22 protein-coding genes and 1 other RNA gene are annotated in these 23,673 nt (G+C 32.0%); 7 read left to right on the top strand and 16 right to left on the bottom strand.

The annotated features are described in order from the left end of the window. Nucleotides 1-36: 36 nt before the first annotated feature. Nucleotides 37-358, bottom strand: an RNA gene (gene rnpB / locus ACUN3A_RS18235) — RNase P RNA component class A. Between the two features lie 120 nt (nt 359-478). On the opposite strand from rnpB, the gene ACUN3A_RS18230 reads away from it, so the two are divergent. Continuing rightward, nucleotides 479-778, top strand: coding sequence for a hypothetical protein (locus ACUN3A_RS18230; protein WP_445552713.1), 300 nt, complete (start codon nt 479-481; stop codon nt 776-778). A gap of 150 nt (nt 779-928) precedes the next feature. On the opposite strand, the gene ACUN3A_RS18225 is transcribed toward ACUN3A_RS18230, so the two are convergent. The 7 genes from ACUN3A_RS18225 to ACUN3A_RS18195 all read right to left on the bottom strand — a co-directional run bounded on the left by ACUN3A_RS18225 (nt 929) and on the right by ACUN3A_RS18195 (nt 6,104). Then, nucleotides 929-1,522, bottom strand: coding sequence for a 2OG-Fe(II) oxygenase (locus ACUN3A_RS18225; RefSeq protein WP_445552712.1), 594 nt, complete (start codon nt 1,520-1,522; stop codon nt 929-931). A gap of 127 nt (nt 1,523-1,649) precedes the next feature. Beyond that, entirely contained in the window at nt 1,650-3,107 is a 1,458-nt protein-coding gene (locus ACUN3A_RS18220) for an AAA family ATPase (protein ID WP_445552711.1), read from the bottom strand. A gap of 141 nt (nt 3,108-3,248) precedes the next feature. Beyond that, nucleotides 3,249-4,367, bottom strand: a complete 1,119-nt coding sequence (locus ACUN3A_RS18215; RefSeq protein WP_445552710.1) for a vWA domain-containing protein — start codon at nt 4,365-4,367, stop codon at nt 3,249-3,251. Nucleotides 4,368-4,498: 131 nt separating this feature from the next. Continuing rightward, nucleotides 4,499-5,287, bottom strand: coding sequence for an META domain-containing protein (locus tag ACUN3A_RS18210; RefSeq protein WP_445552709.1), 789 nt, complete (start codon nt 5,285-5,287; stop codon nt 4,499-4,501). 23 nt (nt 5,288-5,310) lie between these two features. Next, nucleotides 5,311-5,691, bottom strand: a complete 381-nt coding sequence (locus ACUN3A_RS18205) for a YchJ family protein (RefSeq protein WP_445552708.1) — start codon at nt 5,689-5,691, stop codon at nt 5,311-5,313. Between the two features lie 26 nt (nt 5,692-5,717). Next, nucleotides 5,718-5,939: a hypothetical protein gene (locus ACUN3A_RS18200; protein WP_445552707.1), complete on the bottom strand. Its 222-nt coding sequence runs from the start codon at nt 5,937-5,939 to the stop codon at nt 5,718-5,720. 12 nt (nt 5,940-5,951) lie between these two features. After that, complete coding sequence (locus tag ACUN3A_RS18195) at nt 5,952-6,104, bottom strand: hypothetical protein (RefSeq protein WP_445552706.1); 153 nt, start codon at nt 6,102-6,104, stop codon at nt 5,952-5,954. A 246-nt stretch (nt 6,105-6,350) separates the two neighbouring features. On the opposite strand from ACUN3A_RS18195, the gene ACUN3A_RS18190 reads away from it, so the two are divergent. After that, nucleotides 6,351-9,194, top strand: a complete 2,844-nt coding sequence (locus ACUN3A_RS18190) for a PAS domain S-box protein (protein WP_445552705.1) — start codon at nt 6,351-6,353, stop codon at nt 9,192-9,194. Further along, nucleotides 9,191-9,586: a response regulator gene (locus ACUN3A_RS18185; protein ID WP_445552704.1), complete on the top strand. Its 396-nt coding sequence runs from the start codon at nt 9,191-9,193 to the stop codon at nt 9,584-9,586. The genes ACUN3A_RS18190 and ACUN3A_RS18185 overlap by 4 nt, the downstream gene beginning before the upstream one ends. On the opposite strand, the gene ACUN3A_RS18180 is transcribed toward ACUN3A_RS18185, so the two are convergent. Continuing rightward, nucleotides 9,583-10,128, bottom strand: a complete 546-nt coding sequence (locus ACUN3A_RS18180) for a hypothetical protein (protein ID WP_445552703.1) — start codon at nt 10,126-10,128, stop codon at nt 9,583-9,585. The genes ACUN3A_RS18185 and ACUN3A_RS18180 overlap by 4 nt on opposite strands. A gap of 374 nt (nt 10,129-10,502) precedes the next feature. Between ACUN3A_RS18180 and ACUN3A_RS18175 the strand changes: the two genes are divergently transcribed. Next, nucleotides 10,503-10,985 carry a hypothetical protein gene (locus ACUN3A_RS18175; RefSeq protein WP_445552702.1) on the top strand — a complete coding sequence of 161 codons (483 nt, stop codon included), beginning with the start codon at nt 10,503-10,505 and terminating at the stop codon, nt 10,983-10,985. Between the two features lie 78 nt (nt 10,986-11,063). Here ACUN3A_RS18175 and ACUN3A_RS18170 read toward each other — a convergent pair whose 3' ends face one another. Further along, nucleotides 11,064-13,514 (bottom strand): InlB B-repeat-containing protein, encoded by a 2,451-nt coding sequence (locus ACUN3A_RS18170; RefSeq protein WP_445552701.1) that lies wholly within the window; start codon nt 13,512-13,514, stop codon nt 11,064-11,066. A 295-nt stretch (nt 13,515-13,809) separates the two neighbouring features. Further along, nucleotides 13,810-14,577: a sulfite exporter TauE/SafE family protein gene (locus ACUN3A_RS18165; RefSeq protein WP_445552849.1), complete on the bottom strand. Its 768-nt coding sequence runs from the start codon at nt 14,575-14,577 to the stop codon at nt 13,810-13,812. Nucleotides 14,578-14,708: 131 nt separating this feature from the next. Here ACUN3A_RS18165 and ACUN3A_RS18160 point away from each other — a divergent pair, with 131 nt between their 5' ends. Continuing rightward, nucleotides 14,709-15,230, top strand: a complete 522-nt coding sequence (locus tag ACUN3A_RS18160) for a DUF7935 family protein (RefSeq protein WP_445552700.1) — start codon at nt 14,709-14,711, stop codon at nt 15,228-15,230. 297 nt (nt 15,231-15,527) lie between these two features. Here the strand turns inward: ACUN3A_RS18160 and ACUN3A_RS18155 are convergent, their stop codons facing one another. The 4 genes from ACUN3A_RS18155 to ACUN3A_RS18140 all read right to left on the bottom strand — a co-directional run bounded on the left by ACUN3A_RS18155 (nt 15,528) and on the right by ACUN3A_RS18140 (nt 19,834). Continuing rightward, complete coding sequence (locus ACUN3A_RS18155; RefSeq protein WP_445552699.1) at nt 15,528-16,427, bottom strand: patatin-like phospholipase family protein; 900 nt, start codon at nt 16,425-16,427, stop codon at nt 15,528-15,530. Between the two features lie 66 nt (nt 16,428-16,493). Next, complete coding sequence (locus tag ACUN3A_RS18150; protein WP_445552698.1) at nt 16,494-17,141, bottom strand: HAD family hydrolase; 648 nt, start codon at nt 17,139-17,141, stop codon at nt 16,494-16,496. A gap of 200 nt (nt 17,142-17,341) precedes the next feature. Then, the gene (locus tag ACUN3A_RS18145) at nt 17,342-17,746 is read right to left on the bottom strand and encodes a hypothetical protein (RefSeq protein ID WP_445552697.1); all 405 of its coding nucleotides are present in this window, start codon (nt 17,744-17,746) and stop codon (nt 17,342-17,344) included. Between the two features lie 24 nt (nt 17,747-17,770). Next, nucleotides 17,771-19,834, bottom strand: coding sequence for a M1 family metallopeptidase (locus tag ACUN3A_RS18140; RefSeq protein WP_445552696.1), 2,064 nt, complete (start codon nt 19,832-19,834; stop codon nt 17,771-17,773). Between the two features lie 123 nt (nt 19,835-19,957). Here ACUN3A_RS18140 and ACUN3A_RS18135 point away from each other — a divergent pair, with 123 nt between their 5' ends. Continuing rightward, nucleotides 19,958-20,695 (top strand): Dph6-related ATP pyrophosphatase, encoded by a 738-nt coding sequence (locus ACUN3A_RS18135; protein WP_445552695.1) that lies wholly within the window; start codon nt 19,958-19,960, stop codon nt 20,693-20,695. 45 nt (nt 20,696-20,740) lie between these two features. Here ACUN3A_RS18135 and ACUN3A_RS18130 read toward each other — a convergent pair whose 3' ends face one another. Further along, nucleotides 20,741-21,286 (bottom strand): DUF1697 domain-containing protein, encoded by a 546-nt coding sequence (locus ACUN3A_RS18130; RefSeq protein WP_445552694.1) that lies wholly within the window; start codon nt 21,284-21,286, stop codon nt 20,741-20,743. 178 nt (nt 21,287-21,464) lie between these two features. Here ACUN3A_RS18130 and recG point away from each other — a divergent pair, with 178 nt between their 5' ends. Beyond that, on the top strand, nt 21,465-23,573 hold the full coding sequence (gene recG, locus ACUN3A_RS18125) for an ATP-dependent DNA helicase RecG (protein ID WP_445552693.1): 2,109 nt from the start codon (nt 21,465-21,467) through the stop codon (nt 23,571-23,573). The last annotated feature ends 100 nt before the right edge of the window (nt 23,574-23,673 follow it).

Genomic DNA, 23,673 nt, shown 5'->3' with positions numbered 1-23,673 from the left:
TTTGTTCTAAAAAAATAATCGAACGTAAGTTTAAAATAAAAAAGCAGACCTATAAGCCGGATTCTGTTCTTGTTATTACTAACAATACCTTATCATTTATCTAGATCCAGCATTACTGCTGGACTCAAGCTATCTACCCTTCAGCAACGGACGAGAAGCCCTTAAATGCTGATATACTTGATATTTCACCGCATAGAGTTTACCTGGTTTCACTACAGCATTACCTGTACATACTTTCTGTTGCACTTGTCCTAATCCAATTTCTTGAACCGACGGGTGTTACCCGCTATGCTTCTCTAAGGTGTCCGGACTTTCCTCCCTCCCAATAAATCGGAACGACGATAAGGCGGTCTGCAGTGCAAATCTACAACATAAATCAAGTTTTATCAAGGATAGCTCTTTTACTTTAACAAGTACTTTGCAACCACTTACAAATAAAATAGTTACCTTTAAGAATATCTTTTAATTGTATTCCAATATGAAACCAACTTATCATTATACCACTGTTTTAGAAGCTTTAGAAGATTTAAAAGAAAAAGGATTTCATCATGATTTTAATCTTCAAACAGAAGCGATTAAGAGAAATCCAAATGAATTTTCTGTTAAGCATGTTTATCGTTATGAAGGAGATTCGGATCCGGATGAAGAATCTGTTGTTTATGGAATAGTCTCTGTTTCAGGTAAAAAAGGTGTTTTTGTGGCTGGTTTTTCGGCAAATTCGGATGATGAGGCAGCAAAGATTTTAGAAAAATTATTTATTGAAAGTAACGGACAATAATTCACTGTATTTGAATTTGGGTGTGCCCCTTTTCTTTTCAATTGCCACGGATTTAAACCCGTGGCAATTGAAAAGAAAAAAGAGCTCCACTGCTATCACTCACGCAGAGTAGTATTATAAAACATATTAATTGAATAAATACAGTAATTATTAATCGCTCTTCAACCAACCGGTAATACTCATTCTAGTATTTTGAGTTACCAAAACTTCGTGAACCAATTCATCGCTTTTGAAGAAAACTGTTTTACCTTGAGTTGGACTTATTTTCTGATTGTTATCTAATTGATGAATGAGTAGTTCTCCACCGTCACTTTCCTGCCAATCACTGTTTAAATAGCTGATCATAGAGTATTTTCTGCTTGGGTTGTTTTTGAATTGATCGAGATGTTTCAAATAAAAATCTCCAGCTTCATATAACGAATAATGGAATTCATAGCCCGTAATTCCGGCATAACAGCTTTCGTTCAAGTACAGTATAAATGCTTCAATTTGTACAAAAAATTCATTTTCAAAAGCATTATTATTCTTTTTGTCAAGCCAATAGATAGAATCGCTTCGAATGGCGCCATCGTATGATAACTTCTCTGAATTGCCAATACCTGCTGCAGAAAGTTGACTATTTTCATTTAGAGTAAATAAATTCTGCTTTAAATTATTAGCCAAATCGTTACTCAAAAAATGTTCCGATATGCCTACTTTATTTTCGATATAAGTGGCAATTAAATCCTCAAAGGAATTTTCCATTATTTTTTTAGGAAAGACTGAAAATACAGCCAACGGAGCAAGGTAGACTAAATAAAATGGGAAAACCTCTTTTTTGAAATTAATAAAAAAAGGGGTTAACATATAACGTTAAACCCTTTTTCTGTTTTTACAATTTACTGATATAACTACCGTACAAATCCTTGAATTGATATCCTTCGGAAAGTCGGTCTTTGCTCAGTTTTTTGTATTCCACCAATCCCCAAAGAATAAACTCTTTCATGAAATAACTGTCTTCTTTGTCTAATTGTGGCTGGTATTTTTTGACTAAAACTTCCAATGGAGCAATACTGTCTAAAATGGTTTTGTATTCCTCATCCGAACAATCATCTAATAATTCGAAACCGCTTTCGGTAAAAAACCATTCTAAGGTATCAGAATATGGTGTTTTCACATCTTGCTTTTCGAGTTTTTCAATTTTTGGAAAATAACCTGGGAAGAAAGTACGAATCGCATCGCCAATTAAATGTTGTGCAACAATCCCAGCTCCCTCCTGCTCTCCTTCGTAAACCAATTCTACTTTTCCTGTAATAGCCGGAATAATTCCCATAAAATCAGATAATCTCAAAGTCGTTTTATCCACTCCGGATTTTAAGGCACGGCGTTCGGCTGTGCTTAATAAATTTTCGAAAGCAGTTATGCTCAATCGGGCACTCACACCACTTTTATTGTCAATAAATTCGCATTCTCTGGCTTCAAAACTGATTTGTTCTAATAAATCTTTTGCTAAAGAAGGAACATAAACCAAATCACTTTGTGCAACGTCTAATTTAGCTTCTTGCTCTGTAATTGTTCTTGCAATTTTGATAGTTTCTGGGTAATGCGTCAAAATTTGAGAACCAATTCTATCTTTTAAAGGCGTTACAATACTACCCCGATTGGTATAATCTTCTGGATTTGCCGTGAAAATAAATTGCATATCAAGAGGCATTCTCAATTTGAATCCACGAATCTGAATGTCGCCTTCCTGCAAAATATTGAACAACGCCACCTGAATTCTGGCTTGCAAATCGGGTAATTCGTTGATGACGAAAATACAACGATTCGCTCTTGGAATCATCCCAAAATGAATTACTCTGTCATCTGCATAAGAAAGCTTTAAATTAGCTGCTTTTATAGGATCGACATCACCAATTAGATCTGCAACCGTTACATCAGGAGTTGCTAGTTTTTCGAAAAAACGTTCGCTTCTATGCAACCAGGATATTGGAGTTGCATCTCCTTTTTCGGCAATTAAATCTTTGGCAAAACGGGAAATGGGATTCAAAGGATCGTCATTGATTTCAGAACCAGTCACAAATGGAATGTATTCGTCTAACAATTCAATCATTTTGCGAGCGAGTCTGGTTTTTGCCTGACCGCGAAGTCCCAACAAATTGATATTGTGGCGTGATAAAATAGCGCGTTCCAATTCCGGAATTACCGTATTTTCAAAACCGTGAACACCTTCGAACGTCGGTTGTCCTGACTTGATTTTCTCTCGTAAATTATGACGTAATTCGTCTTTGATACTTTTAGTTTCGTATCCGGATTTCTTTAATTCGCCTAGTGTGTTTATGTTGTTCATTGATATTGATATTGTGATTGAAAATGTTATTTATTTATTATTACGATTTGCGTTAGGGATAGAAGTGGAAATCCTTTTTTGAGGCTTTTCGCCGAGAAAAAGATTGAAACGAATAGCCCGACCCTTGGGTAACGCCCAAAACTATTTTATCCTTTTTTTACGATTCGTTTCATAATCTTGAAAAATCATTTCGCCCAAACCTTTTAAACCTGTGTAAAATGCTTTCCCTTGATTGGCTTCTGTAAAATGGTCTACAAATTTTTGCAAATAAGGATCACTGGCAATCATAAAAGTGGTTATTGGAATGTGCAATTTTCGGGCTTGTTGTGCCTGATTGTAACATTTATCTACAATATATTCATCGAGACCATTGCTATTCATGTAATAAGAACCGTCTTTTTCAATCACACAGCTTGGCTTTCCGTCAGTAATCATGAAAATTTGTTTGTTGGTATTTCGTTTTCTACGCAACAAATCCATTGCTAATTGTAAGCCAGCAACAGTATTGGTGTGATAAGGACCCACTTTTAAATACGGTAAATCTTTGATAGAAATTCTCCAAGCATCATTCCCAAAAACTAGTATATCTAGCGTATCTTTTGGATAGCGAGTCGTGATTAATTCGGCTAAAGCCATGGCTACTTTTTTGGCAGGCGTGATTCTGTCTTCGCCATACAAAATCATACTGTGGCTTATGTCAATCATCAAAACCGTGCTCATTTGTGATTTATATTGGGTTTCTTCGACCACCAAATCATTTTCGGTTAGCATAAAATCGGCTACGCCATTATTGATTTGTGCATTGCGCAAACTTTCGGTTAATGAAATTCGTTCCAATCCATCGCCAAAATGAAACTCCCGAAATTCTCCGGTATGTTCGTCTCCATTGCCAATATGCTTAGTTTTGTGATTACCAGTTCCTGATTTTCTTAGATTTCCGAAAATGTTATCCAAAGCTTGTTGTCTAATGGCTCGTTCGGTTTTGGCAGTAATTCCTGTACCAGATGTTCCATCGTCTTTGAGCTCTTCTTTAATATATCCTTTTTTCTTTAAATCTTCGATAAAGTCATCGATAGTATAGGAAGAATCGGTTAGTTTGTATTCTTTGTCTAATTCGCGTAACCAATTGATAGCTTCATCAAAATCACCAGAAGTATGTGTGATAAGCTCCTTGAAAATAGCAAAGAGTTTATCAAATGGCGATTGAAACGGAGCTTCGTAGGTTTTAAAGTAGAATCCTTTTTTTATCGTATTATTCATAATTATAAAAGTAAATCATTTTGAAATGAATGAAGTACAAACAATTTATAATTTTACGTTAAAAGGCTTTAATTAGGTATTATGAAATTTAGGGAGTTAAAATCAACTATTAAATTTATAGTTTATAATAGTTAGTCTACTTTTTTGAAAACCAATTCATTACCCGATTGATTTATAAGTGTCAATCGTAAATTTTCAACTTTGTAAGTAGTTGTGCTTTGCAAAGTTTTTAGGAATTCATTTTCTTTATTATTTGCTCCACAAGCCATTTCGGTACTTGTGATATTAATAAACCGAAGTAATCCTCTTTCAAAAAAAACACTCCCTCCTATTCTATTGCAACCAGCAAATCCCATGAATGTATTGGTAGTACTGTTGATTTCAAGATTGGGTAATTCTTTGGTAAAATTTGCTACAGAAACATTTTCTCCATTTATTTTTTCTAGAACCCAAATATCGTGCAAACGGGGATCAGTAATATAATTTCCGCAACCGCTTAAAAATGTTGATTTGTTATCTTTTACGATTTCAATTCGAACTGAATAAGAGGATTTATCGCCAGACATTGTATTGGTACATTCTTGTTGCATAATTTGGATAATCATCATTCCTGCAACTGTTGGGACTCTATACATTTTGACATTAGCGTCCATGGCTCGAATTGGCTCTACATGATTGCCTGACAATGTTTCAAAACCAGGTATTAAAGAAGTAAAGTCAATGGATTTCTCAGATATTTTTAAATTCCAATCTGGTTCGTTTCCATTCCCCCTGAAATAAATACCTTTCTCTAAATTCTCCATTTGCTGTTTGTAGGCAAAAGTTGGATCTTTTTCTACAGGTTCACTGGGTGGTGTTGTCGCACTTTTACAGCCAATAATAAGTAAAACGATTGGTAATAATTGAATCCATTTCTTCATGATTTTTGATTTAAAACCTTAAATTATTCAAATTTTCCATCCACATAAAACCAACTGTCATTTTCCTTTTTAAAAGTTGAAAATTCATAATGTACTTGATTCACATTATTTTCATCAATAAAATACGCTTTAAACTCGACTGTATTTTCTGTGGCCGAAATAATTTCCAGTTTTTGCCATTTATTGGCGGTAGCCCATTTCAAAATTTCTTCACGAGAATAATATTTTCTTTCAGAACTGTGTGTAGTTGCTAGTAGATAATCTGCTTGATGAGTAGCATAAGCAGAATACCTGGATTTCATTAAAGCTAAAGCAGTTGGTGCTTTTTCGATTCTACTGATATAAAGATTACAGCACGAATCGAAAGATTTAGAGGAACCACAGTAGCAATTTTCAGAAGCCATAATTCTTTAAAATTAAGATTGAAATTTTACTGAAGTGAAATAATTTTCTGTTGCAATTGATTCAATAAAACCTGAAATTTACTAATCTCTCTTAGTTCTTCATCTTCATCAGTATGATCCAAAAGTTCATCTAATTCTTCGCTAACTTCTACTAGTTTATTATTAGCGTCTTTTGCATTTTTATTAGCAATCAAATCAATGATTTCTTGAACTCCGCTTTTTAATTCGTCAAATTTAGTTGCATCCATTATAAAAAATAATTAGTCATTCTTTGAAGCTTTATCTTCATTGAATTTTTTAGTAATTTGTTTCAATTTTTCTTTACGATCCATTTCTGCTTTTTTGGCTTTATTCTGAGCTTTATGCAGTTTGTCGTTGTGTTTTTTGATATTCCCTTCGTTATTTCTGCTCATGGCATTTATGTATTACTCAGTACTTTCTGTTTAATTAATAAAAATTAAAACTTCTTATTAATTGCAAATTTCGACTTTATTATTGAAATGTTGGTTATTTTATTTTAAGAGACAAAACATTTTATACGAGTTTATAATCAAAATTACGACCTTTTTATTTCTTTTAAATATTATAAATAGTATATTTATGATTGAAAATTCTGAGCTTACATAGGATTAAAATCTTTTATTACAGTTATAAAAAATATGAAATACAAAAATAGGTCGTCTAATTATTTTCAATGGTTTTTGGACAGACCCAGAGCTACAGGATTTCTTTTTTTTTTAATTTTAAGTATGGGTGTCTCGTTTATGATTTACCAACGAATTCAAATTATTAATAAAAATATGAATTCTGAGATGCAAACTACACTTGAGAATTTGCATCAAAATATTGATCAAAATCTTAAAAACTGTAACGCTACCACCCTTACACTTGCATTAACAATTAATGATAATGGTATTCCAGAAAATTTTGAATCTATAAGTTCACAACTTTTAAATTCAAATAAATGCATCAATGCCGTTCAGTTGGTGCCAGATGGAATAATTAAATACATTTACCCTTTAAAGGAGAATGAATTTGCATTAAATCTGAATATTTTAAATTCTGCCCATTTAAAAAAAGAAGCTTTAAAATCTATCAAAACCAAAAAAATGTATTTTGCAGGTCCTTTACATTTAAAACAGGGAGGTATTGGAATTGTTGGAAGATTGCCGATTTTTAAAAAAAATAAATTCTGGGGTTTTTCTGCTGTTGTTATAAAATTGGATACTCTATTAAGAATATCTGGTGTTAAAACAATTGACACTAATAAATACTATTTTCAATTTTCAAAAATAAATCCAAATACATTCAAAGAGGATTTTTTTCTTCCAATATCGAGTAATATCAATAAAAATGAACAAATTTCTACAAGAATTCCAGAAGGCAATTGGAAATTATATTTAATTAATAAAAAAACAAATAATAATTATTCAGTTCTTTATCTTCCTTCTATTTTGGGTTTTACTTTGGCAATATTATTTGGTATTCTATTAACAATTATATTAAATAGACCAAAACGATTGCAACAATTATTAGACATTCAGGAAGCAATGCTTTTAAATAGTGAAATGAAGTTTAAAACCATTTTTGATCAAGCTCCAGTTGGAATTGCATTGGTGAAAAATGATACAGGAGATTTTATAGAGATTAATAATAAATTTTGTGACTTAATTGGGTATACTGAACAAGAAATGAAATTGAAAAATTATCATTCAATAACACATCCTAAAGATTTGATAGTTAGTGAATCTGTAACTAATGAATTAAACAATGAAAAGAAAGCGGATTATAATTTAAAAAAACGATACATAACCAAAACTGGAAAAACTGTCTGGGCAAATTTAATCGTTTCCTCACTTTATACCGTAAATGAAAACTTAAATACTAACATTGCAATTATAGAGGATATAACTCTTCAAAAGCAAATTCAGGATGATCTTAGAGATAGTGAAAAACAATTTAAAAGTCTATTTAAAAACTCTCCTATACCGTTATGGGAAGTTGATTTGTCTTTGGTAAAAAATTACCTTAATGATTTGAATTTAATTAATAAAGACCAAACTTTTGTATCCGGCTATTTTGAAGATCATCCAGAAGTTGTAAATAAATGTTTTACACTTGTAAAAATCATTGGTGTAAATTATAAATGTTTAGAGCTACTTAATATAAAATCAAAGCAAATATTAGCTAGTAATTTAGAACAAGTACTTGATGAAACCACTTTAAAAAATTTTCAAAATCAATTATTGGCAATAACCCAAAATAATGATCAGTTGGCCTACGATTCTAAAATCAAGAATAGTAATGGTGAATCGATAGATATTCATTTTAGATGGAATGCTATAAAAGGTCATGAAAAAACAATGGATCGAATGATTATTTCTACTGAAGACATTACTTTTAGAAAAAAACACGAAAAATTAATTATGGCATCTCAGGAAAAAGTAGAATCTCTTATCAATACAATTGACGGGATTGTTTGGGAATGCTCTATTGAAACCTTTTCGTTTACTTTTGTTAGTAAAAAAGTTGAGGAAATTCTAGGTTACACCTCTGAAGAATGGCTAAGTGATCCTAATTTTTGGCAAAATCATATTCATCCAGAAGATAAAGCATGGGCTTTAGAATATTGTACAACAAAAAGTAAAGATCTTGCTAATCATGATTTTGAATATAGAATGATTTGCAAAGATGGCTCTGTAATTTGGATGAGAGATATGGTGAATGTTGTTTTTCAAAATGGAAAAGCAGTAAGTCTTCATGGAATAATGATTGATATAACCAAATCTAAAAATATAGAAAACGATTTGAATAACTCATTCAGTTTGGTATCCAAACAAAATGAAAGGCTTTTAAATTTCTCTTATATAATCTCACACAATTTGAGATCGCATACTAGTAATATTGCTTCGATTGTATCTTTAATTAAAGATGCCGAAACAGAGCAGGAAAAAAAACAATTAATGGATTTATTAGTTTCTGTATCTGATTTGCTTAACGAAACAATGGTTCATTTAAATGAAGTGATTAATATACGTACGAATATAAATCTTGCAACAGAATCATTAAATTTAAGTGAGTGTATAGATAATGTCATGAAAGTTTTTTCTAAACAAATTCTATCGAAAGAGGTTATAATTACTAATTTAATCCCCAAGGACTTAGTAATTAATTACAATCCGGCCTATCTAGAAAGTATTTTGTATAACCTAATTTCAAATGCAATTCGCTTTAGTCATTCAGAAAGGAAACCTAATATTCATTTAGAATGGATACCAAAAAAGAATAAAAATATTCTCAAAATTTCAGATAACGGTATAGGTATTGATTTGGAGAAATACGGAAATAAAATTTTCGGCTTGTACAAAACTTTTACTAATGATAAAAGATCAAAAGGAGTTGGATTATTTATCACAAAAAATCAAATTGAAGCAATGGGAGGAACAATTACTGTTCAAAGTGAGGAAAATCAAGGAACAATCTTTAAAATAGAAATTTTATGAAGCAAATAATAATATGGGCAATTGATGATGATCCGATCTATCAAATTATTGTCAATAAAATGATTAAAAAATCAGAATTATTGTTGAATGTTTTGAGTTTCAAAAACGGAAAAGACGCTATTGATGAATTCAAAATAATGTTAGAAGAAAAAAAAGATCTTCCTAATATAATACTTTTAGATATCAATATGCCAATCATGGACGGTTGGGAATTTATGGATGAAATGGTACTTTTAAAAGATAAAATTGATGAAAGAATTCAAATATACATAGTAAGTTCTTCAATTTCTGTAGAAGACAAAAACAAAGCAAAACATTATACGGAAATAGTTGATTATTTAGTAAAGCCACTTAATAATGACGATTTAAAAAGAATTACAGGAAACAATTAATCAAGTTCTCTTTTTATTTCTTCCAACGTTCTATTTGTAAAAATTAATTGATCAATGATTTTCTTGCGAAGTTCATCAATATCATCATAATCAAAATACTTTGCCCATGACGTAAGTTCAAATAAATTTCTAATTTGCTTAATTTTTTTTCCAGTTTCAAAACTAGTCCTGAGTATAGCTTTCCCACTATATTCAGGATTATTCCGATGCTGATAATTTACCTTTCTTTTTGTGAAATCGGCCTCCAAATAATACAACTCTTCCTCTGCATTATCAGAATAAAACTCATTCCAAGAGGCAAAACCAATTTTAAATTTCGATTCTGTTTCAGGTTCCATTTGTTCTAGACGCCATTTGCTATTGGCCAAACGTCCCCAATGATTCGACAATCGATACATTCCGTCTTTAGTATAAAAATATTTACTACCAGATTGACTATCGTATTGAACCTTCATTCCCGCTATCTTTTCGGGCAGCACTTCATGAAAAATACAAAACGTATTTTTAAAAGATTTTGGACTCGGACGAAACAATTTTTCCATATTGCAAAGATAAGTACAAACAATAGTATATGTCAAAACATTTTCAAAGAACCAGAATTAGTTTCATTTGGGCGTGCCATTAAGTTAAGATATTTTAGATTGATGATTAACGATTGTTGATTTCAGATTTGTGTTGCTAAATATAAGATTGTTGATTTTACAAGGCATGACTTTTACATCTGAAATCAAAAATCGCTAATCAAAAATCAGCAATCATTTGATCAATTAATCCATTGGCTAAATTATATTAGCTTCCATCCCTCAGGCAACCTCTAGTAAATCCATACACATCGTTTAATAAGATGAAAAATATTGAATTAATTCGTAAATTAGCAATGGCTATTGCCACAATTATTAACTAAATATGTATTACTATGAAAAACCTAGGTCTGTTTTGTTTGCTGTTGACTTGCATTGGATTCGAAAGTTGTAAAAATGATCAAAACTCAAAAGATGCTGAAGCGGCTAAGGCTCAAGCTGAAAAACCGATAAGCACAGCGTGCTACAAAGCATTGTATGAAAATGACACAATTAATCTGACAATCAACACATTAAAAAGCGGAAAAATAACTGGAGATATGATAATGAAAATTGCTGACTCGCCAGAAAAAGTTGGAGAAATCGCTGGAGAATTCCATGGCGATACATTGTTTGCTGACTACTCCTTTATACAAGGGACTAATGATAAAGTAACATTCAAAAATCCGATGGCATTTCTAAAAAAAGGGAACGAACTTATTTTAGGTAGTGGAAAAATAGAAACTTATTTAGGAAGATCTTATTTTGCCAAAGACAAACCTATAGATTTTGAAAAAGTGAAATATAAATTCACAACTGTAGATTGTGTAGCTAAATAATCTACCAATAAAAATATATAAAAAAACCACTTCCGTTTCAAGAAGTGGTTTTTGCTATTAAAAAGCGGTCTTGTTCTATTATTTTACAATTACTTTTATTGATTTGTTTATTCCTTCTGCATCAACTTTCAGAATATAAAAACCCTTTGCGACTGTACTTTTATTTATTGAAATAGTATTTATTCCTGTATTTAATTGTTGTTGTTTTGAGAACAAAATCTGTCCGTTTACATTTGATAATACGATGTTAGCATCTTGTACTTGAGAAGAATTTACAATTAAATTAATGTTTTCAACAACTGGATTTGGTGAAACATATGCTTCGAATAATAGTTTTTCAAAATCATTTGTTCCCAATGATTTTGCTTGACTAGTACAAGACTCTGCAGCAGGAGCTTCTCCTGTTATTTCTACCCAGTCAATATCTGCAAACGCAGAAGCAACAGTCGTTTCTAATCGAATTGTATTTACTCCTTGAACCAAAGTTATATTTTCAGCAGCGGTTGTAGTAAAAGTAGTTGAATTTGCTGTTTTAGGAAAAGAAAAAGCAGGAATTGCATTTGCACCGTTTATGATAAGTTTTGCTGTAGTTGCATTGCTAGAGCTACTATTTACATATCTAAACACAATACTATAAACGCCTGCGGTAGGAACTTTTATCGTATAGTTTACTCCTTTTGCTGCGCTATTCGAAAGGTTTGTAACTGAACCGTTATTTGCACCTGTATTCGAGGATATAGCTCCATCAAAACCACAATAACCTGCTGTAAATGTAGCTGAATCTTCTATTCTTAAAGTTTGAGTTCCTGTTACAGGCAAACTAAATATTGCACTTACAGTCTTGTCACTATTCATTGTGATTGTTGTTGTAGCAGTCGTAATTTCATTGCTCCATTTAGTAAACACATATCCAGAGGCTGGAGTAGCAGTTAGCGTTACTATTTCTCCTTCTGTATACGTAGCCTTACTTGGATTTATGGAAATTGTTCCTCCATTAGAAGGACTTGCAGTTGTTGTTAAAATATAAGCTGCGGGAAGTGTACTTTTAAAATTGGCTGTAATCGTTTTATTAGCATCCATTGTAACTGTAGTTGTTGCAGTAGTAGCTCCATTACTCCAAGAAACAAAAGCATAATCTGTAGCTGGTATTGCTGTAAGAGTTACCACTGTACCAGCATTATAAGTTGCGTTATTGGGATTACTTGTAATTGTTCCTCCTAATACAGGACTTGCAGCAGTAGTAAGAACAAAATCTGTTGTCTGTACTGGTCCAGTTTCTCTGGCTCCTAAATCAGGGGCTGTTCCGCTAAAGCTTATTCCAGTTGCAGTAACACCCGCATCAATAAAATCACTATTAGTATTTAGTGTTGCAAAAGTACCTAAATTAGGGCTTCCATCAGCATTTTTAATTACAGCAGGAACAGTCAAAGAGACAAAATCAGCTGCACTAGAAACAATAGCAGGAATTCTACCATTATTACTTTTTTTACTTATCCACCATACATTTGAAAAACTCACATCGGTACCTGCATTTTTATCACTATTAACCGAATTATACGAAACGTTATTTCTAAATTGATGTGTTCCACCTGTACGGAAGCTATAATTACTATCGGCATTATTAACAGATGTGTTATTAGACATTTCGATGGAGCCTAAATTATTATTATCGGTAAAACCGTGGTGACCATTTCCAAAAGCAACACAACGTCTTAAAATGTGGTTTACAGGAATTCCTTCTCCTCCTAATTTAAAACCATTTTTGTCTCCAGTAGCTGTTGTTGAGCCGTCTGTTAATGTACCATTATTGTATGCTACACAGTTTTCAAATAATATAACTCCAATAGGTCCTGTTTCTGTTTTAGTATACAAATCCCAACCATCATCACTATTGTTATGGGAAATACAGCCACGAAAGATATTACCTGTACCACAAGTCAATTTTGCTGCAAAACCATCCGCATTTTCAGCTAACACATCCTTATTATCAAATGATTCCGAATTTAAAATTAAATTATTCGAAGGCCATTGACTGATTGATGTAGCATTGACATCATATCTGCTCATTTGAAGCCCTGTATCTCTATTTTTTTCAAAAACGCAATTGTCAATAGTGTTATTACTTCCTGAAAGAAGCATTCCATTATCTCCTGAATTTCTAATTCTTATTCCTTTAAAGTACCAATAATATCCATCTAAAATAAAACCTCTATTAGCAGGAAGTTCTGTTTGAGCCGAAAAATCGACAATTGGACTTTCTCCAGTATAAGCTTCTATTCTTTTTAGATTTCCTGCCGTTCCACTATTTGCTCTCGCAATTAAAATGGTAGAAGCGACCGAATAAACTCCACCACGCATATAAATTGTTTGTCCTGGAGTTATTGTATTAATAGCGTTTAATAAAGTTGTTGGATTTGCAATAGATCCGTCATTTGTAGAAACTCCTGTTGGAGAAACATAGATTTGGGAAAACATACAAAGCGGAAGAAATAGCAATGCCCTAAATAAATGGTGTAATTTTTTTTTCATTTGGTTTGGTTTTTATTGGTTGGTTTAGTTTAATAGAAAACACAATTTTATATAATTTAAAATGTGTAATCGATTACACAAAAATATAATTTTATTATTAATAAACAAATAAAATACTAAAAATTGCATTAAATAATTACAAAAAACATGTAAAAATTACACTTTATATAATTATATTATTCGTAATTCCAGTAAAACTGATGCTTAAGCCGAAAAAATGTAATCGATAACATTCAGAGAAATACTGTGAGACTAAGGCTAAAAAAGGAATTAAAGTAAAAGAAATAAAAATTTACTATTTGTAAAAAACATCGTAAGCAAATCGTATCAAAGTACCGATAACGACGATTAAAAAGAAGATTCGAATAAAGGTATTACCACGATTGATGGCTAGTTTTGCACCTAAAAAACCACCTAAAGCATTGCTGGCTGCCATTCGCAATGCAATAGCCCAAATGATTTTACCTTTAAGAATAAATAAACAAATCGAGCCAAAATTAGTAGCAAGATTTACCATTTTGGCATTGGCTGAAGCATGTAAAAAGTCAAATCCCATTAAGGCGATGAAAGCAACAACAAGAAAACTTCCCGTACCAGGCCCAATGAATCCGTCATAAAAACCTACCACAAAACTAATTATCAATGCGTTGAAAATTTGAGTTCTAGGTGAAATATTTTTTTCTTGATGTTGACCAAAATTCTTCTTTGCATAAGTGTAAATTGCTAATAATGATAATACTACCAGTAATAATGGTTTCATAAAATCATTACTAACATAAGTCAATAAAGTGGAGCCTAAAAATGCAGATGGAAATGCTAAAACCATCATGATACTTAGGATCCTCCAATTAATATTGACTTTTCTAACATATTGATAAGCTGCAAATGTAGTTCCACTAAAGGCAGGAACTTTTAAGGTTCCTATAACGGTAGACACTGGAAAATTAGGTAATAGAATTAATCCCATAGGTGTTTGTATCAATCCGCCGCCACCTACAATGGCATCTACAAATCCCGCAAAAAAAGCAGCCAAACAAAGTAAGATGATAATGTAGTTTTCCATTTGGTTTGTGCTATTTGGGATTTCAATTTTGAATGTGCAAAAATACAATCCTCTTTTTGTTTTTGGAGGTAATTTTGCCATTGTTTTCATTTCAAAAAGATTATTTTTGCTTTTTTTAAAATAAAAACAAAATGGATATTTCAAAAATGCTAGAATTATTAAGTTATACTTTACCTGCAATTATTACCGGAATGGTTGCTTATTACTTTTTCAATTTACACACCAAAAACGAGGAAGGTAGACGTCGTTACTTATTGAGTAAAGAGACTCAAAAAAGCGCTTTACCTTTGCGTTTACAAGCATACGAGCGTATGACTTTATTTTTGGAACGCATTAGTCTTTCTAATTTATTGATTAGAATTTCTCCAATTTCACCAGATAAAAATGATTATGCTAATTTTGTTATTGCTCAAATTGACCAAGAATTTGAACACAATTTAGCACAGCAAATCTACATGACCGAAGAATGTTGGACAATTATTGCAACTGCTAAAAATGCTACAAGTCAGATGATTAGAAAAGCAGCTTTAAGTCCAGATATTGTTAATGCTGACCAATTGAGAGAAACATTGCTAAATGATTTACTTGAAAAACAAACTCCTAGTAATGCTGCTTTAGGATATATTAAAAGAGAAGTGAGTCAGATGTGGTAGTTTTTTGAATGAATTAAATTCAAAATTATAATCCAAGGTTTAAAAATATTTACCGCAAATTCGCAAATTATTATATATTTTTAAGTGTATAATTTGCGAATTTGCGGTTTCTTTTTTGTATTCAACCGTGCAGACTGTACTTATGTTAGTTATGAAAAACTAAGGTTATCTCTTTAGCCCTGATCGAAGTGGCATCCTCTTGTATTGCGATAGCAAATGCAAGAGATATAACGGAGAGCAGGTGGATTTTTTTTATGAAAATGAAAGTTGTGCTCCTAATCAAAAAAAAAGTTTGAATTATCTGATTTCACTCATGTTTTCACTTTTGTTTTTGGCATAATTGAAACCGTTTTTCCACCATTTTTTCATTTGTTGTTTATTGAAAATAAGCGCATTATTGGTCAATTTGGTTGGAGTGTTGTATAAATTAAGTTTTACATTATGGTTTTTTGCGGTCAGCTTCCCGATAGAAATATCGTGTTTTCCAATTTGGTCTAGGGAAAAAAGAAACAAACTAATCATCAGCGAAAAGGGATTATTTCCTAAAGCGGCTTTGGATGTAGCTATTTCGGTTTCTAGAATAATTACATCAATTTCGGTGGCACCTCTAAGGATAGCTTCTCTAATGGGAACCAAGTTAGAAAATCCGCCATCGCCGTATTCGCAGCCCTGCTTTTTTACAATACTCATGAAAGGAATATAGTTGCTGGAAATCCAAATCCAATCGCAAAATTCTGCATAAGTGCAGTCTTTAATAGATTTATATTCGGCTTCGTTTTTGGTAATATTGGTGACTGTTACTATAATATCTGTAGGTAAGGACTTCAGGTGTTCAAATTCAGCAATTGTTAGATTAGATTTGATGAATTGCTGTAGTTTTCTACTTTCTCCAAAGGTTCGTTTTCCTCTCAATAATTGCAAAAAAACATTGAAATGATTGATGGTTACGAAATTTCTCCCGTTTTTCTTTTTAACAACAAAAGGATTAATGTCAAATATCTGATTCATATCGACATTGGTATAAATCGAGCGTATTTTATCGATTTTACCTAAAGCAAGATGCGAAATTAGCAGGCTTCCTGTAGAAGTTCCGATAAACAAATCATATTTATAACCTTTGTTTTCTATCAGGTATTGAGCAACGCCTCCAGCAAATGCGCCTTTACTTCCTCCACCAGAAATGACTAATGCTCGCATAGTATTATAATTGCTAAGGTTCTAAGATACTAAGTTTTTAAGGAGTTTGTTGAAAATCTTGAAATCTTAAAAAAGCTCCATTAAATCGGATGGTTGATTCAAGAGAAGCTTTGCTCCCTCTGAAAGTAATTCGTCTTTTGTTCGATATCCCCACGAAACACCAACAGCATGCATTCCGGCTTGGGTTGCAGTTTGCATATCAATACCGCTGTCTCCAACAAAAATAATCTCCGAAGGTGTACAATTTAATTGTTTGCTTATTTGAATAGCTGTAAAAGGATTTGGCTTTTTAAATTCTTCTGAAGTTAGACCAATCACGGGCTCAAAACTGTCTGGAAATATCGCTTGAGTAATCCTTTTAGTCAATACATCTGACTTATTTGACAAAACACTAATGGGAATATTTAGAGAACCCAGTTCGTCTAAAAGTGCTTGAATTCCGTCATAAGGTTTGGTTTTTTTGATACAATTTTCTCCATAAATTGTCATCATAGCTTCGTAACAACGATCAATTTCGCTTTCATTTTTATTAGATTCAGGCAAGGCTCTTGAAACCAATTTGCGAAGCCCATTCCCTATAAAATAATTATAACTTTCGTAGGAGTGTGTTGGATAATTCTTGTCTGTAAGGACTTTGTTCATCGCATCAGCAATGTCTTCTAGGGAGTTTATTAGGGTTCCATCTAAGTCAAAAATAATGGCTTTGTATTTCATTTTTATTTTAAGGGATAAGTTTTGAAGTCGTCTTTTTATTCGTGTTTTGTTTTTAAGCAATTATTTAAAAATATACAAAAATAACTTTTTTACAAGTTACTTTTTAGTTTGATAGCTTGTGTTTCATAGTTTAGGGCAAGGTTTGCTAGGCCAAGCTATTGTTCAACAGGGAAATTTGTTTATACTGGCACCATCTGATTTTACTTAATTCTTTTTCTAATCAGTATAAAATGTTCTTTTTTTGCTGTTGTTAGTTTCATAAAAATAGTATCTTTTGAATATTTTTTAATCTTAAATGTTGTTAGATATGAGGTGGTTAAGGTGTTTTCTTTTTCATTAAAACTCCATTTTTCTATATCTCCACCTTCAATAAGTATTAATTGAGGAGAACCTATCACATCTTCTTTAAAGGAACACAAACTTTTTAATGTTTTATCTGTCAAAAAAACGGATTGTCTACTGTAATATTTATATTCACCTGTAGAATCCATCATCTTTTCTACCCAAAAGCTATTGTCTTTATCATTTACAAGGTATTCTTCAAATGCATTATGCTTTGTGCAAGATGATAGAATGATTGCTAGGATTAAAATTGCTTTTTTCATTTTTTTTCAATGTTATTTTAAAAATTATTCCTTCAGTAATCGATCCAATTGAAATTGTTCCTTTTCATTCAAATTAGGTACAATTGTTTTGAAAGTATTTTTGATTTCAGGATTTTTTATTAAAACACGAATATTATCTCTTCCAAATTTAGAAAATTGCCACATGTGATGCGTAGTTGCATTGACCAAATTCTTTAAAATTTCTTCGTTAATGATATTGAAATTCAATAAATATTCCAAAGCGTTTTGCCTAGTTGTTGCTTCATATTTGGGTGAAGAATAGTCAACTAATTCCTGAATATAAGTTTCTTTATTGGCTACAAATTCAGGTGTAGAAACCGCTAAGGATAACCACAGGATTCGCAAATTGAAATCGTTGAACCCAATCCAATCTTTTGTTTTTAATAAATAGTCATTTCTTTTATTTGGGAAATTATTCCATAAATAATAGAGTGCCATTTCTTGGGTTTGATAGGATTTGTCATCGAGTAAGGTTTCATATTCGGATTTGAATTCTTCGGGTATTTTTTGGAGTTTGCTGGCTACTGCTTGTCTTACCTGAATATTTTGGGTTTGCAAAGCCAAATGTAATAATTGTTTTTTAGCTTCAAATTTTTCATTAAAAAGTTGACCGACAATAGACGCTTTAACCGAAGAATACACCTCTGATTGCAATGTTTTTTCAAAAAATGAATATTTATCAACCAATGGTTTGCTTCTTAGTTCGGCAACTTCTAGTTGAACTTTCATGGCATTGTTTTTAATCAGTAATTGATTGGCAATGTTATTATTAAAACCTGCTGTTTCAAGCCACACTTTGCTAAAATTAACTAAATCATAGTCAGATACTTTTTTAATTTCATCAAAGAAATTTTGTGTAGTAACGTTTTGAAAGGGATATTTCAAAAGGTAATTTTTTACAGCTTTTCTAAAAGTCTCTTCTCCTATTCCTTCTCTCAATACATGCAATGCCCAAGCTCCTTTTTGATAAAATGATAAAGAACTTGCTTTGGCATTTAGCACTGGAATAGTATCCGTTTTAGATGCTTGCTTAAGTTGTAATGACGATTCGTATAATTTGGAATAAAAATAATCATCACCATAAATAGAACGTTCTGCAAGCAAAGCATAATAAGTTGCAAATCCTTCCTGTAGCCAATGATCTTTTCCGCTTTGAGCAGTGACTAAATCACCAAACCATTGGTGTGCAAGTTCATGCGCATTAACATTGGTATAACTTCGATCTTCAAATCCTATGGAATCTACTACATAACGCGTTGCAAATAATGTAGCACTTGTATTTTCCATACCCGCATACAGAAATTCGCTCACAGGGACTTGACGATAGATTTTCCAAGGGTACTTCACTCCTATTTCCCTTTCCAAATAATCAAATATTTCTTTAGAATAACGGTAAGTAGGTTCTTGTTTACCAACATCTTTTGGATTTATGTATAATTCCAATGATATTCCTGATTTTGTATTTAATGTGTGTGTTTTAAAATCACCAATAGCAACCATTAATAAATACGAACTCATTGGTTTTTGCATTTGATAACTCCAATGGATATTATTTTTATCAGCAATTTTATGCTTTAAAACTCCGTTTGAAACTACTTCATACTTAGAATCAAAAGTAATATCCATATTAAAAATTACTTTTTCATTAACATCATCAAAACTAGGAAACCAATGACTGGTGTACTTGCCTTGTCCTTGTGTCCAAATTTGTAAATTATTTGTGGCTTCAGAACCAACAAAATATAGCGTCTGTTTTGGTTTTGCTTCGTATGAAAACTGAACAGAATTTTTGCCTTTTTCGAATGGATGAATTATTAATAACTCTTTTCCATTGGTTTTAAATGGTATTTTTTTCTCGTTTAATTCCAATGCCGTAAACGTCATGTTTTGTGCATCAATTTTGATGGTGTCTATGGGTTTTAAAACTTCAAAAGTATAAGTAACCGTTCCTGAAATACTTTTATCATCAGGATTAATAGAAATGTTGCCATTAGCGGTTTTAAAATCAACCGATTTGGTTTGTTGTGCGAATACAAATGTGGAAAGAATCAGAAAAAGGTATTTCATTCTAGTATGAATTTATGGAATTCGTCGTGCATTTTTGTGCAAGTTATTCAAAGTTACAAAGGTTTGAGTAACAAATCGAACATAATTTGTAAGTTTACTTCCGAAATAAATTATAAAGAAAAATTGAAGAAAAAAGCCTTATTTAATTGGAGCAGCGGAAAAGATTCTGCTTTAGCATTATACAAAACATTGCAGAATGATGAATATGAAATTAGTTGTTTATTAACGAGTGTAAATCAACAGTTTCAGCGTATTTCTATGCATGGAGTTAGAGTCGAATTATTGGAACAGCAGGCACAAAGCATTGGTTTTCCACTCGAAATTATGCAAATTCCCGAAATGCCAACGATGGAAGTTTATGAAGCAGTAATGCAAACAACACTTTCAAAATTAAAGGAACAAGGTGTTACTCATTCTATTTTTGGAGATATTTTCTTGGAAGATTTAAGAAAATACAGAGAAGATAAATTGGCAGAAATAGGTTTTGAAGGTGTATTTCCACTTTGGAAAATTCCTACTCCCGATTTGATTCAGGAGTTTATTGAACTAGGATTCAAGACGATTGTCGTTTGTGTGAACGAACGTTTTCTAGACAAAAGTTTTGTGGGACGCGTCATTGACCAAAATTTCATTAATGATTTACCTGAAAATGTAGATGTTTGTGGTGAAAACGGAGAATTTCATACTTTTACTTTTGACGGACCTATTTTTAGCAAGCCAATTTCATTTGAAGTTGGTGAAGTAGTTTATCGTAAATATGAAAAACCAAAGGAAAAAGATGCTTCAGATACCGCTTGTGACACTTCAGCTTCGGATGCTTTTGATTACGGATTTTGGTATTGTGATTTGGTAACAAAATAAAGATCTAAAAAAACATAATTTCAGCAATCGGAGAGCTTTTTTAATTTATCTCTCCTCATACATTTTCAACAACTGTGTCACGGTATTCCAATTTCGAATTGTTGCCGTGACATTTAATTTTTTCTCGATATATTTCTGGTCAAATCTTGTTTTTCCTGCGCCAACAGAATATTTGATGTAGATTCTGCTTTCGTCGATATAGGCTTCATCGGGTTTAACCTGGCTCATTTTTAAATCATTAATACTGTCGCTTCGCAGTGGTATCGAAACGAAGGCCACATATAATTTCTTGGTGTCTACTTCTTTTTCTTTCAAAAAAAGATTGTTTTTTAAACAGTTTTCTAAATCAGTTTTTCCAATAACTACCACAGGGACTTCATGTCCAAAAGCTTTGAAAATTTCCTGTTTTATTTTGAAACCAACTGACGCAGGATTTTCTTCATCTGTATCCACAAAAACATTTCCTGATTGAATATAAGTTATCACATTCTTATAACCAATGTTTTCTAAAGTAGTTTTCAAAATATCCATTTTCATCATGTTATGTCCAGAAACATTGATGCCACGAAGAAGTGCTATATGAGTTGTCATTTGCTAAAATTTTGTTTTGCTAAGGTAAAGTGAATTATAAGAATTTCCTAAACAATACTATTTCCAAATTTCCTAACAAAAAACTATCTTCGCTTTCTTAAAAAGAGTAAAGAATATAGAACAAAGAGTATAGACTCTAAAAAATCTAAATTCTACAATCTAAATTCTACAATCTAAAATGTCCAATAATCTCCTAGAAACTCCCATAGAATATCTTAAAGGCGTTGGTCCCACTCGTGGTGCATTGCTACGTAAGGAATTGGGGATTTTTAAATATGGAGATTTGGTTAATTTTTTTCCGAACCGATACATCGATCGTACACGCTATTACAAAATTAATGAGCTGCAAAATAATATTGCCGAAGTTCAGATTATTGGAAAAATCATTAACATTAAGACTGTTGAATTTGGTAAAAACCAAAAGCGATTAGTAGCCACATTTGTAGACGATACAGGACAAATAGATCTTAATTGGTTTCAGGGTCATAAATGGATTAAAGAAAGTTTGAAAATCAACGAAGTGTGTGTTGTTTTTGGAAAATGTGCACAATATGGAAGCCAATACAGTATGGCACATCCCGAAATTGAATTATTGACTGAACACCAAAAAAGCTTGCGTTCGGCAATGCAACCGGTTTATCCTTCGACGGAAACGTTAACAAATCGGGGAATTACAAATCGTGTGGTAAATAAAATGATGCAGCAATTATTCATGGAAACGCAAGCATTATTTACAGAAATTTTACCTTCTTATTTAACAAATGAATTACAGTTAATACCCAAAAACGCTGCTTTATTCAATATTCATTTTCCTAAAAGTACCGAGATTTTAGCGAAAGCTCAATTCAGATTAAAGTTTGAAGAATTATTCTTTATTCAATTGCAATTGATAACGAAGAATTTGATTCAGAAACATAAAATAAAAGGTCATCCATTTTCTAAAGTGGGCGCATTTTTTAATGAATTTTACCAAAATTATCTCCCTTTTGAATTAACAAATGCTCAAAAAAGAGTTATTAAAGAAATCAGAACCGATATGGGCAGCAATGCTCAAATGAATCGATTATTACAAGGTGACGTTGGTTCAGGAAAGACTATTGTAGCTTTTATGAGTATGCTTCTGGCAATGGATAATGGCTTTCAGGCTTGTTTGATGGCTCCAACAGAAATTTTAGCAAATCAACATTTTATAGGTTTGTCAGAATTAGCTAAGTCTTTAAATATCAATATAAAAATACTTACAGGTTCAGCCAAAATCGCAAGTAGAAGAATCATACATGAAGAACTCGAAAATGGTTCTTTACAAATACTTATCGGTACCCACGCTTTATTAGAAGACAAAGTAAAATTTAAAAATTTAGGATTAGCGGTTATTGATGAACAGCATCGTTTTGGCGTAGAGCAACGTTCTAAATTATGGAAAAAGAATGCAATTCCGCCACATATTTTGGTAATGACTGCTACTCCTATTCCTAGAACTTTGGCGATGAGTTTGTATGGAGATCTTGATATTTCAGTTATTGATGAATTGCCTCCAGGACGAAAACCTATTCAGACTGTACATCGTTTTGATAGTAATCGACTAAAAGTTTGGAAATTTATTAGGGATGAAATTGCTTTAGGACGTCAGATATATATAGTTTACCCTTTGATTCAGGAATCTGAAAAAATGGATTACAAAGATTTAATGGACGGTTATGAGAGTATTTCTCGTGATTTTCCGCTTCCACAATATGCTGTTTCTATTCTTCACGGAAAAATGAAACCAGCCGAAAAAGATGCTGAAATGAAACGTTTTTCGGAAGGAAAAACAAACATTATGGTCGCTACAACCGTTATCGAAGTGGGTGTAAATGTTCCCAATGCGAGTGTAATGATTATTGAAAGTGCTGAACGTTTTGGATTATCCCAACTGCATCAGTTACGAGGACGTGTGGGTCGTGGAGCTGATCAAAGTTATTGCATTTTGATGACTTCTTTTAAATTATCGAGTGACAGTAAAACACGTATGGAAACGATGGTGAGTACTAATGATGGTTTCGAAATTGCCGAAGTCGATTTAAAACTCCGTGGTCCAGGCGATTTAATGGGAACGCAACAAAGTGGTGTTCTAAATCTTCAAATTGCTGATATTGTTCGTGATAAGGATATTTTGCTTTTAGCACGAAACTATGCCATTAAAATCTTAAAAGAGGATGGTCCTTTGGAGAAACCAGAAAATGCTATCCTAAAAGCAGTTTTCATAGAATTAACCAAAAAGAAAAATATTTGGAATTATATAAGTTAGCATTTATAATTCCAGATTTCATTGGGTTATTAAAAAATATACTTCAAACTATCTTTCCAGTTTTAAAATGAATTTATAAGTTAAAAACTTAAAAATTGTT

This window comes from Flavobacterium sp. WC2509, from assembly GCF_052683105.1.
This window is presented reverse-complemented; position numbering and strand designations above follow the sequence as displayed.